Below are 12743 nucleotides of genomic sequence, written 5' to 3' on the forward strand. Positions count from 1 at the left end.
ATTGTACTTGAGAGGGGAATATATTCTATGAAAAATAGAATAATCGCAGCAGGAGTAATCGCAGCTAGTATATTATCTTATTCATCTAGTAGTTTCGCACAAACAAAAAAATTTCCAGATGTCCCAGCTAAACATTGGGCAGAAGATTCTATTTACTATTTAGTAGATAAAGGTGCAGTTAAAGGTAACGATAAAGGAATGTTCGAGCCTGAAAAAGAAATCACTCGTGCAGAAGCAGCTACAATGATGGCTCAAATCTTAAACTTACCAATCGATAAAAATGCTAAACCATCTTTCGGTGATTCTCAAAACGAGTGGTATACTCCATTCATCGCAGCTGTAGAAAAAGCTGGTGTTGTTAAAGGGAAAGGACCAGGTGTATTTGATCCAACTGGGAAAATTGACCGAGTTTCAATGGCCTCTCTTATTGTAGAAGCTTACAAATTAGATTCTAAAGTAAATGGTACTCCAGCAACTAAATTCAGTGATCTAGAAAAAAGTTGGGGTAAAGCAAAAGCTAACATCCTAGTTGAATTAGGTATTTCTGTTGGGACTGGTGACAGATGGGAGCCTGAAAAAATTCTAACTAAAGCAGAGGCAGCTCAATTTATTAAAAAGGCAGATTCTCTTAAAATAGGCAACCCTTTAGTAGAACAGATGATTATTATTGATCCAGGTCATGGAGGAACAGATCCTGGGAAAGCGACACAAGGATTACATGAAAGTGATATTGTATTAGATACATCTAAAAGATTACAAAGTTTAATAGAGAAACAAACTCCATTCCGTGTGATGTTAACACGTGAAACAGATATTCGTCTTGGTGAAAAACAAGGAGAAGACCTTAAAAATCGTGTGGATTTCGCGAAGGAACATAATGGAGATATTTTTGTAAGTATCCATGCAAATGCTTCTCAAAAACATGATGGACATGGAACAGAAACTTTTTATTATAAAGGATCTGAAAAGAAAGAATTAACTGAGCGTGAAAAAGATAGTTATATGTTAGCTGATAAAATACAAAAGCGATTAGTTAAAGCTCTAGATACAAGAGATCGTGGTGTGAAACCAGAAGACTTTTATGTACTAAGAGAAAATGAGATGCCAGCAGTATTAACGGAGCTAGCGTTTTTAGATAACAGCGCGGATTATGAGAAGTTAGCTTCAGAATCAGGAAGACAAATAGCAGCTGAGGCAATTTTTGCGGGTATTTTAGATTATTATGAGTGGAAAGGTTTTGATGTTTCAAAATCTCGTTTAACAAAATAATAATGTTGATTGCTAGGCCCATCGTCTATATAGAGATGGGCTTTTTATGTAAGTTTTTGTAATTTTATATCAGGATAAAAAGATATATCGTATTATACTAATTATGAATAAAATAATGGTAGATTAGTTTATTTTTATCACGTATACTTTTACTGTTGACTAATTAAGAGTTTGTTAGTTTAATAGGGAAAATTATACGATAAAGGGAGGCAAGTTAACACGGGACAAGTATATACATAACGTGTTAAAAAAAATATGAAAAAAGTTATTTCTAATGTGTTAGCAGTGACAGTCGCACTTCAAGTAGTGATGGCTCCAGCAACTTCGTTTGCAGCTGAAAAAGAATTTCCAGACGTACCGAAAAATCATTGGTCATATAAAGCAATTACTAATTTAACGTCAAAAGAAATTATTGCAGGATATGATAATGGTAAGTTTGGCTTTGGGGATGTTGTAAATCGTGAGCAAGTAGCCGCATTAATATATCGTGCATTAAAACCAGAAGCAAAAAGCGATTATAAAAATCCATACTCTGATATTAGCGAAGGAATAACAATGTTCCAAAAAGAAATTTTAACTTTAACAGATATGGGGATTTTCGTAGGTGATGGTAAAGGAACATTTAGACCGAAAGAATCTTTAACTCGTGCTGAAATGGCGGTAATTTTACAGAAAGCTTTTAAACTAAAAGTAAAAGCCGATCATACATTTAATGATGTTCCGAAAGATCATTGGGCAAGTGAAGCGATTAGTGCATTAGAGTCTAACGGCGTGACTGCAGGTAATGGAGCAGGTGCATTTAATCCAAATAGTGTTTTAACGCGTGAGGAATATGCACAATTTTTATATAACGCTATGGCATCGTATATCAATCTAGATGTAACGTTACCATCTAATATAACGGCACAACAGATTGATAATTTTATTAAAGAATGGCATCCTGACAGTCCGCTTATTGGAACGGGTAAAGATTTTATTCAAGCACAAAATGAGTATGGTGTGAGCGCATTATACTTAGCTGCACATGCAATCTTAGAATCTGGTTACGGGAAATCAGAAATTGCATATCGTAAACATAATCTATTTGGACTAAAGGCATTTGATTGGGATCCATTTGCATATGCAAAATATTTACCATCGTACGGGCAAAGTATTTCGTATAATGCTGATTATGTAAGAAAGAACTACTTAGAAGAAGGCGCTCCTCATTTCAATGGTTACACATTACCTGATATGAATGTTAAGTATGCAACAGATAAAGCATGGGCTGGAAAAATAGCTAATATTATGGAACGTATTAAGCCTTTCAATAACAAAGATTATCAAAATGTAAAACGATTAGCGAAAAATCCTAATACATTAAATGTAAATGCACTAGGCGAAGCGATTCCATATAAAGATTATGCAAAAGATGCAAAAGCTACAGTTCAATCGGTAGGATCTTACTACCAAGTTCCATTCCCGTTTAACAATCCAATTAAGAGTGTACCAAATGTTACACAAAATGAAGTTGGGAAATTAGAAAATGGTAAGAAAGTAAATGTATATCGTGAAGATCCAAACGGCTGGGTAGAATTTTCATTTGAAAATGCTCAAGAAAAGTATTGGACATTGAAGAAGAACTTAAAATTATAGAAAAAAAGGTGTTTTCATTTATGAAAACACCTTTTTTATATTTTTACCAATAATTTAACAGTTTCATATATAATTTAAAGTGTTAAAGATTGAATTTTCTGTTTTATATTTGGTGTTAACTTAATTTGAAAAGAGGAGAGCAGTATGCAAGGAGAAATACGAACAGAGAAACATGTAAGTTATGTCGGTAAATTGTTATTGCCAGTTAAAGCGTCACCACATTTTAAATTTTTGTGGATTGGGCAATTACTTTCGACTTTAGGTAGTTCGATAACGATGGTTATTTTGCCGGTCGTTGTGTATTCATTGACTGGTTCAACAGTTGTAATGGGAATGACTATGGCGATGTACATGCTTCCTAATATTCTTGCGTTACCGTTTGCTGGATTAGTAGTAGATCGAATTGATCGAGTGAAATTAATGTTATTTACAGATATACTTCGTTGCATATTAATGCTATTACTTGCAACGCTTATATTTATGGACGTTTTAACAATTCCACTTCTATACGTACTCGTAGCGTTATATGGGCTTATGGAAGGGATATTTCAGCCAGCATATGCGGCTGTAAGGGCGAAAGTATTTGTACCGGAAATTCGAAATGCAGCTAATGCATTAACGCAAATGAGTAATCAAGGTATACGACTAATTGGGCCGGCTCTTGGAGGATTGATTGTTTCAGTTGCATCTGCCGGAATAGGATTTGGACTGGATGCAGTAACATATTTGCTATCATTTTTATGTTTAATATTTTTAAGAGAAATAAAGTTTAAAAAAGTAAAACCCATCGAAAAGAGAAAGATTGATTATAAACAAGAGTTTATGGAAGGTGTTTTCGTTTTAAAAAGTCATCCGTGGCTGTGGGTTACAATTTTAGTTTTTTCTTTCGTAAACATTTGTTATGCCGGCATTATCGTCGTATTAATTCCATGGTTATTTAATGTTCATCATCATTTTGAAGCATACGTGTATGGATTAGGAATGGCATCTTCTGGTGTTGGAGCTGTAATTGCCGCACTTATTTTTGGTGGGAAGGAGCGGTGGCCTAAGCGGGGATTACTTGCCTATGGTGGTGTTTTAATAAGTGGTTGTGCGCTTTTGATAATGCCGTTTATTACTTGGGCACCTGTTTTAATTGGATTAATGGCAATTGAAGGTTTCGGTATGATGATATTTGGACTCATTTGGGAAACAAGTTTACAAGAGCTTGTGCCAGAAGAAGCATTTGGAAGAGTGGCAAGCCTTGATATGTTAGGTTCATTTGCTTTATTGCCACTAGGTTATGTGGTTGTAGGATGGCTAGCTACTGTCATAGGTGGCGAGATAACGATTATAACATTAGCTATTTTAGTACTTGTAACAATTGGAGTAGCATTATGTGTACCGAGTATTCGAAGATTTGATTGATGATATAAGGGAGGGGGAAACGACTTATATGATGATAAAAAACTTGAACGATATAGTCGTAAAGGAATTGGACAGCCAATACACTTTGCAGGAAAAGATCTTTGAAGCAAAAAATTTCACAGTCTATATTGCTACCCATAGAGAAAATAAGCTAGCATATAACCAACTAGTATTAATAAAACATTTTTGTAACGAAAAGCCTTCCGTATATATTTGGCATAAGAAAATTAGCACCGATGCAACAAAACTGGATATCACAAAAGAAGTGACAGAAGCAATTCAATCTGGTTTTGTAAATGAAGAGTAAGCCCTAATCAAATTAGGGCTTATTCTTCATTAAATACAAATGATTGTTTCATTTGTTTCCCTTCATTTACCGGATGACCGTTGTAAGAGAAATTCTTTTCTTCCCAAGTGATGACGACTTTGAAATTGTGGCTGTTAAAATCTAAAGGGAATACAATGTAGTCAAAGCTCGTCTGATTTTTTGAAACGTTGCTATTTAGCAAAGTAGGATTAAAAGTAGCTTTAGAGGTAGGGGTGTTATCAACTATTTCTACAGCTACGTTTGACACATCATTGCCGATGTTTTTTACGAGTAAGCGATATGTATCGTATACACCTTGTTTTGGCTGCACTGCTTGCTTGTTTGCGTTATGGGATTTATCAATTTCGATATACCACTGTTTAGACTTTGATTCAATTGGTAGTGATTGAAATGTGTATGCACTAGCTTGTATTGGTAGTGCTAAACAGATTAGTGCAAAGAGAGAAAATATTTTTCGTTTCATTTTTAGAGAGCTCCCATTCTGTAACGGATTTATTTATTATTATTTTCTTTTTGTGAAAGGGTATACCATATAATGTAAGAGTTTGTTTTGTGAATATCGGATTAGGAGTTATTATCTTAGTTGTTACGCTTATACTTAGTGTTAGTACAGCTTTTTCCCAACAAGAAAGCCGATTGCCTTTAGGCATAGAATGAAAGGGAAGCTGGATCCGGAATGCTACTAAAAATCGTAAGGTCCGTGGTAATTTAAGTATCCAAAGTATAGGTAGTTTCTTCAGGTTTTTTGTTTAATTTTTCCGAAATAAATGATTATAGAAGGGTGTTTCAAAGTATTGGTTGAAGGGATATGTAACGAGCTTGATATGGTTAGTATCGCAATGTTATGTGATACTAATCGCGTTCATTTGTTTTTAAGTACACGGACAATCACTCCTTAGCCCTGCGAATATAAGGAGAAAATAAAATGAGTGACATCAAAATGTTTGAGAGCAGAATGCCCTCATTAGAACGTTAAATAGTATATTCAATATATTTAGGGGATTAGAGGAAAAAGCTGTGTAGAGGCCATACTACACAGCTTTTTTCGTACGTCTGACTCTAGGATAACCACTTAAGCTTGTTTAATTGTTACGTATACGCACTTCTGTATCACTATCAAAAAAATGTGCTTTTGTTAAACTAAAGGCTACTGAAAGCTTATCGCCAGCTTTCAGTTCTGATCGAGCATTAATTCGTGCGACAAAACTTTGATTTTCAAGTTTTCCATGTATCATAGTCTCAGCACCTAATAATTCAGCAACTTCAATATTAATTTCGACAGTTGAATCGGGAGAAGATTGAAGGACAATTGGTTCATCGTGAATGTCTTCTGGACGAATACCGAGTATAAGTGTTTTTTGGTTGTATCCCTTTTTCTGCAATTTTTTTAATTGTCCTTCTGGTACTTTAAAACGAATGTTTTCTATATGAAAATAGTTATCTTTTAATGTTCCAGTAAAAAAATTCATGGCCGGAGAACCAATGAATCCGCCAACAAAAACATTCTCTGGAGTATCATAGACTTCTTTTGGTGTACCAACTTGTTGGATGATACCATCTTTCATCACAACAAGGCGTGATGCCATTGTCATTGCTTCCGTTTGGTCATGTGTTACATATATAGTAGTTGTGTTTAAACGACGATGAAGCTTAGAAATTTCTGAACGCATACTTACACGTAATTTAGCATCTAAATTGGATAGAGGCTCGTCCATTAAGAATACTTTTGCGTCACGAACGATAGCTCTTCCTAATGCAACACGCTGTCGCTGCCCACCTGATAATGCTTTTGGTTTTCGCTTTAAATAATCTTCAAGACCTAATATTTTTGCCGCCTCAGTTACGCGATGATTAATTTCATCTTTTGGTAGTTTTCGTAATTTTAAACCAAACGCCATATTATCGTAAACAGACATATGTGGGTATAGTGCATAATTTTGAAATACCATTGCAATGTCACGATCTTTTGGAGCGACATCATTCATAAGTTTACCATCAATATAAAATGAGCCATTAGAAATATCTTCTAAACCTGCAATCATACGTAGAGTAGTTGATTTTCCACAACCAGAAGGACCAACAAATACAATAAATTCTTTATCTTGAATATGTAAATTGAAATCAGAAACAGCAGTTGTTTTATTATCATATAATTTGAAAATATGATCTAATACGAGTTCGGCCATTATACATCACCCCTATTTTTATAATTAACTGAATTATAAGGTTTATTGATTGTAAGGTGAATTGGCAAGTTGCACAAAAAATGTTAATTTTTTTATGCAAAATTACGAGATGTTCAAAGAAAGAAAAGCCAAATAGACAGCCACAGCACCTTCAAATGTTTTTATATTCAATCCTGTTTTTTCAATAAATTTGTCAATTCGATACTGTAAAGTATTTCGGTGTAAATATAATTGTTTGGCCGCAAGTGATACATTTAAATTACATTGGAAGAATACTTTAATACTCTCTATTAGCTCTTTATCATTGAAAACATGTGCTAATAAATGATTTGTATATTTTTCCCTCTTTTCTTTTGGTAATAAGGTCATTAATTGATAAGGAAGGAGTTGTTCAATGTATGTAATTTTCTTTGATAGATAGGGAGAAAGATAAGAAAATAAATTTCGTTCCCATTGATACAAGTGAGAAATTTGATTGGTATGGGTGTAGTGTCTGCCGACAAAAAAGGATAAGGATATAAAAAAATCTGTTTCCAGCGTATCAAGGGCTGTTTGCAAGCTATATTCAGATATATTTTCTGTTAAGATGAGGACTCCAGTTTGTGAAGTTTCCCATATTGTAGGATTATCAAAACCAAGTATTGAATGTAAAGCATTATGAAATTCTTCTCGTTCCGTTATAGGGTGCGTTGTGAAGAAATGTAAAAAGCGTACAGATGTTATTTGAATATCTTTACTCTGATATAATGCTTCGTACCAATACTTTTCTATTTCTGTTTCATAGCATGTGTCAGTATGGAGGGGGGTTAAGAGGGATGAAAGTAATTGACACTCTTGTTTATGTAAGCGAGATTTACGAATTCCTACTCTATTCCCATCAATCAAAAACCAACTGTACTCTTCAGAAAGTATGGCCTCATTAATTTTTATATCTTTATCGTAATATCTTTTTAATTGTTGAATCATATGAACACTCCTTATCTTTATATTATTTATTAATAACAAATGCTATAGGGATAATGGATTGACATAGTTTGTGTTAAAAATTTAAAAAATTCAGAAAATATATTGCGGAGGAAAAAGTGATAGTGTTATACTTCATAACAACTGGTAATGACAACATCATGTCGTGATCGAATTGGTATATGTATAAATAATATATCAATGATAGTTTATTCCTTCAACTGGTAATGACATAAGTCTACTAAAATTGATAGGAAGGGAGAGAAGAGCATTGTTTTTATAAATGAATAAAATTCGTTTGTAAACGCTTTATTTATAAGGTGCTCCAAATCTTTTGTAAAGTTGATTATATTAGTTTGATTTGTTGTCAGTGAGTTACAAGAAACAGAAGTAAGGATTTTGTTATATAGATGATTGTTTCTAGAGGAGGAAAAGGGATGAAAAAGTGGTTTATTTTCTTTTTGTCAACATTGCTATTGGTAATAGTAGGATGTTCTAACAGTGGCGAAAAAGTTAACACGTCATCTAAAGATGAAAAGATAGAATTACGGTATGCACTTTGGGATAAGAAACAACTACCAGCAGTGGAGAAAGTGGTTCAACAGTTTAATGAAAAACATCCGAATATTAAAGTGAAAATAGAATTAACAGCGTACGGACAGTACTTTCAGAAGCTTGAAACGGCAGCAACAGGAAATGCATTGCCGGATGTATTTTGGATGAATGGACCAAATGTCGTGAAATACGCTTCGGGAAAAGTATTGATGCCTTTGGATGATAAAGCGAAAAAAGATAATTATAAATTGGAAAATTACCCAAAATCTTTAGTTGATTTATATACAGTAGATAATAAAACTTACGGTATTCCAAAAGATTTTGATACAACGGCACTTTGGTATAACAAAAAATTATTTGATGAAGCTGGAGTAGCATATCCAGATGATTCATGGGATTGGGAGAAAATGAAAGAAGCTGCAAAGCAATTGACGAAAAAGGAAAAAGGTGTTTGGGGATTTGCAGCAGCAATGGGAAATCAAGGTGGTTATTATGATCTCATTTATCAAAATAAAGGGTATGTTCTTTCTAAAGATAAAAAAACAGTAGGATTTAATAAACCACAAGCAATTGAAGCATTTAATTATAACATTAGTTTTATTAAAGAAGGATTATCACCAACATTTGCTCAAATGACAGAGACAACAGCATCTGATTTGTTTTTATCAGGTAAAGTAGCGATGATTTTTGACGGGCCTTGGATGGTACCAGAATATAAGAAAAATCCTGATTTAAATATTGCTGTTATGCCAAAAGGGAAAGAAAGAGCTGTTATGATTCATGGTCTAGCAAATGTCATCTCAGCGAAAACAAAATATCCGGATGCAGCTTGGGAATTTGTGAAATATTTAGGTTCTAAAGAGGCAGCAGATGTGTTTGCAGAAACTGGAACAGTCATTCCTGCTTTTAATGGAACACAAGAAGCGTGGGTTAAATCCGTTCCAAACTTGAATTTACAAGCGTATATCACTGGTCTTGAATATTCTTACCCATTACCGAGTGTGAAAAATACAGGAGCTTTATGGGAGCAAGAAACAAAAGTATTAAAAAGGGTATGGGGAGGAGAATTGAATGTTGAAGAAGCAACAAAAGAATTAACAGAGAAAGCAAATGAAGTTCTTTCTAAAAAATAAGGAGAGGGATCCTCTCCTTGCTTTAAATCAAAAATTATGGGAGGAGTGAAGAGATGGAGGATCTATCAATAAAGGTAGTGGAGCAAAAAAACACACATATACAAAAAAAATATAAAAAGAAAAAGAAATTAGATTATATATGGGCATATGTCATGATTGCCCCAACTATGTTAGGGTTATTCATTTTTTATATGTGGCCAATTGTGCAAAATATTTATTTTAGTTTTACAGCGTGGGATGCGTTTGGTAGCTATGAATGGATTGGACTAGAAAACTATAAAAAGATGTTTACTGATAAAGATTTAGGAAAGGCTTTTCAAAATACATTTATTTATATCGTGCTTACTGTTCCAATCGGTATATTTTTATCCATCATATTAGCGGTGCTATTAAATCAAAACATTAAAGGGAAATCCCTTTATAGAACATTATATTTTTTACCTGTTATTACAATGCCTGCTGCAATCGCTATGGTATGGAAATGGATCTATAATTCTGACTATGGGTTACTCAATTACATGTTATCATGGTTTGGAATTGATGGTCCTAATTGGCTTACCAACCCTAACATTGCATTATATTCAATTATTATAGTTGCGATTTGGGGGGGGATAGGATATAACATGGTTATTTTTCTATCTGGTCTCCAAAACATCCCTAAAACATACTATGAAGCGGCAATTATGGATGGAGCCCGGCCAATTACAATTTTCTTTAAGATTACATTGCCACTTTTATCGCCAGTTATTTTCTTCGTAACGATTATGTCTTTAATTGGAGCATTTCAAGTATTCGATCTCATCTTTATGATGATTGGTAGAACAAGTAATGTAATTGAAAATACACAATCTATTGTTTATTTATTTTATCAAAGTGCCTTTATTTTAAATGAGAAAGGATATTCGGCAGCCATAGCAGTTGTATTATTAATTATTATATTAATCATTACAGCGATTCAAATGATATTACAGAAAAAGTGGGTGCATTATGATGAATAAAAGAGTAGGTGCAGTCAATAAAAATACAATTATGATTCATGCAATACTTATCATAGGTGCCTTATTAACCATTGGTCCTTTTATTTGGATGATATTAACGTCTCTAAAAACTTATACAGAATCTGTTCAAGTTTCACCAGTTATTATCCCATCTCAATTTATGTGGAGTAACTATACAGAAATATTCAACTTATTACCATTTTTTAAATTTATGATGAATACTGTAATTGTTACAATAGCTAGAACGGTCGGGCAGTTGTTTTTATGCTCATTAGCAGCTTATGCTTTTGCTAGAATACAATTTCCAGGTAGAAATGTACTGTTTTTACTAACTCTTTCCGTCCTAATGGTTCCGGCTCAAGTGTTTTTGCTTCCACAATATTTAATTATGGTAAAACTGGATTGGTTGAATACATTACAAGCGGTAATTGTACCTGGGTTATTTAGTGCATTTGGTACCTTTTTATTACGTCAGTTTTTTATGGGCGTTCCAAAGGAACTAGAAGAAGCAGCAAGATTAGATGGTTGCAATCACTTCCAAATTTATTGGTATGTTATGCTGCCTCTTGCGAAACCAGGTTTAATTGCGCTTGGTATATTTACAACACTCTGGTCTTGGAATGAATTGATGTGGCCGATGATTGTAAATAATTCACCAGATATGATGACATTGTCAGTTGGTTTATCTTCACTACAAGGGCAATATGCAACAAACTATCCGGTACTAATGGCGGGATCATTTTTAGCGATTTTACCAATGTTGCTATTGTTTGTTTTTTTACAAAAACAATTTATTGAAGGAATTACAATTACAGGTGGAAAATAAGAATAATAGAATAGGAGAGGATATGAATGATTACAGCGGCATTAATTGGGGCAGGAAGTCGTGGAATGTACGCTTATGCTTCTTACGCGTTAGAACATCCAACAGAGATAACTTTTGTTGCGGTTGCAGAATTGGATAATGCAAAAAGACAGAAATTCTCTGAAATGCATAGCGTTTCGGAAGATATGCAATTTGAAACATGGGAAGAGTTATTAGCGAAAGAAAAGCTTTGTGATGTATTGCTTATTTGTTCGCCCGACCGGTTTCATTATAAACCTGTTATGCAAGCGATTGAGAAGGGATACAAAATTTTATTAGAAAAACCAATGTCACCAAGCCCTACAGAGACATTGGAAATTGCAGAGGCTGCCACGAGATATAACGCATTATTAACAGTATGTCACGTATTAAGGTATGCACCGTTTTATAGGACTTTAAAAGAAATTGTTGATCAAAAGAAGATAGGGGACATCGTTTCAATTCAATGGAATGAAAATGTTGGTCATTGGCATCAAGCGCATAGTTTTGTAAGAGGGAATTGGCGTAATAAATCTGAATCAAGTTCAATGATTTTGCAAAAATGTTGTCATGATATGGATGTGCTACAATGGCTTGTGGGTGCAGAGTGTGAAAAGATTTCATCTTTTGGAAGTTTGACTCATTTTAAATCCGAACATGCACCTAAGGGTTCGACGTTACGTTGTACAGATGGTTGTGAAGTTGAAGAAAACTGCCAATATTCTGCTTTAAAATGGTATTTACACGAGAGAGATGAATGGCCAGCGAATGTAGTTTCTATTGATACAAGCATTGAAAATAGACTGGAGGCACTAAAAAAAGGACCTTATGGGCGTTGTGTGTACCATTGTGACAATGATGTTGTAGATCATCAAGTAGTAAATTTACTATTTGATAATGATGTAACAGTTGCTTTTACAATGTCTGCATTTACGAAAGAGTGTTGCCGTACGTTTAAAATTATGGGAACACATGGTGAAATTCATGGTCATGATGTATTAAATGAATTGAAGGTCAAATATTTTTCAGGTGAGGTTGAAACGATTTACCCAGAAACAATAGAAGGTGGACATATGGGAGCAGATAATGCAATTATGAATGATTTTATCGAAAAGGTAAAAAGCAATAAAACAGAAAGTTTAACGTCTGCAATGATTTCGGCAAATAGTCATTTGATTGCCTTTGCCGCTGAAAGATCAAGAATAACGGGTGAAACAGTAAATCTTAAGCAATATGTGACAGACTTACAAGAATCGATGAATCCAGCAAAATAAGAAGAGCGCATATAAAGGAACAAATTAAATGTACGATTAAAGTAAATTTTAACAGTTGGAATAAGCTTATCTTTCTATGTGAGAAAGTGATGGTAATTCCTATTTTCATTCGATATAATAGCCGTAAACTGGTTATAACAACTTTATAGAT

Annotated in this window: 11 protein-coding genes; 8 read left to right on the forward strand and 3 right to left on the reverse strand. The window is 33.9% G+C overall.

Going from position 1 to position 12743, the window contains the following annotated elements:
• The first annotated feature begins 27 nt into the window (after positions 1 to 27).
• From ACXVYO_RS25170 to ACXVYO_RS25185, 4 genes are all read left to right on the forward strand, one after another.
• Positions 28 to 1269, forward strand: coding sequence for an N-acetylmuramoyl-L-alanine amidase (locus ACXVYO_RS25170; RefSeq protein WP_458468844.1), 1242 nt, complete (start codon positions 28 to 30; stop codon positions 1267 to 1269).
• Between the two features lie 255 nt (positions 1270 to 1524).
• On the forward strand, positions 1525 to 2904 hold the full coding sequence (locus tag ACXVYO_RS25175; protein ID WP_458468846.1) for an S-layer homology domain-containing protein: 1380 nt from the start codon (positions 1525 to 1527) through the stop codon (positions 2902 to 2904).
• Positions 2905 to 3048: 144 nt separating this feature from the next.
• The gene (locus ACXVYO_RS25180; RefSeq protein WP_458468848.1) at positions 3049 to 4311 is read left to right on the forward strand and encodes an MFS transporter; all 1263 of its coding nucleotides are present in this window, start codon (positions 3049 to 3051) and stop codon (positions 4309 to 4311) included.
• A 28-nt stretch (positions 4312 to 4339) separates the two neighbouring features.
• A complete protein-coding gene (locus ACXVYO_RS25185) occupies positions 4340 to 4618 on the forward strand; it encodes a hypothetical protein (protein WP_458468850.1) in 279 nt (92 codons plus the stop codon).
• Between the two features lie 19 nt (positions 4619 to 4637).
• Here the strand turns inward: ACXVYO_RS25185 and ACXVYO_RS25190 are convergent, their stop codons facing one another.
• The 3 genes from ACXVYO_RS25190 to ACXVYO_RS25200 all read right to left on the reverse strand — a co-directional run bounded on the left by ACXVYO_RS25190 (position 4638) and on the right by ACXVYO_RS25200 (position 7791).
• Entirely contained in the window at positions 4638 to 5102 is a 465-nt protein-coding gene (locus ACXVYO_RS25190; RefSeq protein WP_458468851.1) for a hypothetical protein, read from the reverse strand.
• Between the two features lie 619 nt (positions 5103 to 5721).
• Positions 5722 to 6825 carry an ABC transporter ATP-binding protein gene (locus ACXVYO_RS25195; protein WP_000829430.1) on the reverse strand — a complete coding sequence of 368 codons (1104 nt, stop codon included), beginning with the start codon at positions 6823 to 6825 and terminating at the stop codon, positions 5722 to 5724.
• Positions 6826 to 6927: 102 nt separating this feature from the next.
• Positions 6928 to 7791 carry a PucR family transcriptional regulator gene (locus ACXVYO_RS25200; protein WP_097817682.1) on the reverse strand — a complete coding sequence of 288 codons (864 nt, stop codon included), beginning with the start codon at positions 7789 to 7791 and terminating at the stop codon, positions 6928 to 6930.
• A gap of 434 nt (positions 7792 to 8225) precedes the next feature.
• Between ACXVYO_RS25200 and ACXVYO_RS25205 the strand changes: the two genes are divergently transcribed.
• The 4 genes from ACXVYO_RS25205 to ACXVYO_RS25220 are packed head-to-tail and all read left to right on the forward strand — an operon-like array spanning position 8226 to position 12592.
• Positions 8226 to 9476 carry an ABC transporter substrate-binding protein gene (locus tag ACXVYO_RS25205; protein ID WP_458468852.1) on the forward strand — a complete coding sequence of 417 codons (1251 nt, stop codon included), beginning with the start codon at positions 8226 to 8228 and terminating at the stop codon, positions 9474 to 9476.
• A gap of 53 nt (positions 9477 to 9529) precedes the next feature.
• Complete coding sequence (locus tag ACXVYO_RS25210; RefSeq protein WP_458468853.1) at positions 9530 to 10474, forward strand: carbohydrate ABC transporter permease; 945 nt, start codon at positions 9530 to 9532, stop codon at positions 10472 to 10474.
• Positions 10467 to 11300: a carbohydrate ABC transporter permease gene (locus ACXVYO_RS25215; RefSeq protein ID WP_033659821.1), complete on the forward strand. Its 834-nt coding sequence runs from the start codon at positions 10467 to 10469 to the stop codon at positions 11298 to 11300. Before ACXVYO_RS25210 ends, ACXVYO_RS25215 begins: the two co-directional genes overlap by 8 nt.
• A gap of 26 nt (positions 11301 to 11326) precedes the next feature.
• Positions 11327 to 12592 carry a Gfo/Idh/MocA family protein gene (locus tag ACXVYO_RS25220; RefSeq protein WP_458468855.1) on the forward strand — a complete coding sequence of 422 codons (1266 nt, stop codon included), beginning with the start codon at positions 11327 to 11329 and terminating at the stop codon, positions 12590 to 12592.
• The last annotated feature ends 151 nt before the right edge of the window (positions 12593 to 12743 follow it).

Source organism: Bacillus sp. BC08, from assembly GCF_054326875.1.

Excerpts from the sequence above, each read along its gene's own strand:
- ACXVYO_RS25170 (WP_458468844.1), top strand. The coding sequence starts at position 28 with ATGAAAAATAGAATAATCGCAGCAGGAGTAATCGCAGCTAGTATATTA.
- ACXVYO_RS25190 (WP_458468851.1), bottom strand. The coding sequence starts at position 5,102 with ATGAAACGAAAAATATTTTCTCTCTTTGCACTAATCTGTTTAGCACTA.
- ACXVYO_RS25205 (WP_458468852.1), top strand. The coding sequence starts at position 8,226 with ATGAAAAAGTGGTTTATTTTCTTTTTGTCAACATTGCTATTGGTAATA.
- ACXVYO_RS25195 (WP_000829430.1), bottom strand. The coding sequence starts at position 6,825 with ATGGCCGAACTCGTATTAGATCATATTTTCAAATTATATGATAATAAA.
- ACXVYO_RS25175 (WP_458468846.1), top strand. The coding sequence starts at position 1,525 with ATGAAAAAAGTTATTTCTAATGTGTTAGCAGTGACAGTCGCACTTCAA.
- ACXVYO_RS25215 (WP_033659821.1), top strand. The coding sequence starts at position 10,467 with ATGAATAAAAGAGTAGGTGCAGTCAATAAAAATACAATTATGATTCAT.
- ACXVYO_RS25180 (WP_458468848.1), top strand. The coding sequence starts at position 3,049 with ATGCAAGGAGAAATACGAACAGAGAAACATGTAAGTTATGTCGGTAAA.
- ACXVYO_RS25210 (WP_458468853.1), top strand. The coding sequence starts at position 9,530 with ATGGAGGATCTATCAATAAAGGTAGTGGAGCAAAAAAACACACATATA.
- ACXVYO_RS25220 (WP_458468855.1), top strand. The coding sequence starts at position 11,327 with ATGATTACAGCGGCATTAATTGGGGCAGGAAGTCGTGGAATGTACGCT.
- ACXVYO_RS25185 (WP_458468850.1), top strand. The coding sequence starts at position 4,340 with ATGATGATAAAAAACTTGAACGATATAGTCGTAAAGGAATTGGACAGC.
- ACXVYO_RS25200 (WP_097817682.1), bottom strand. The coding sequence starts at position 7,791 with ATGATTCAACAATTAAAAAGATATTACGATAAAGATATAAAAATTAAT.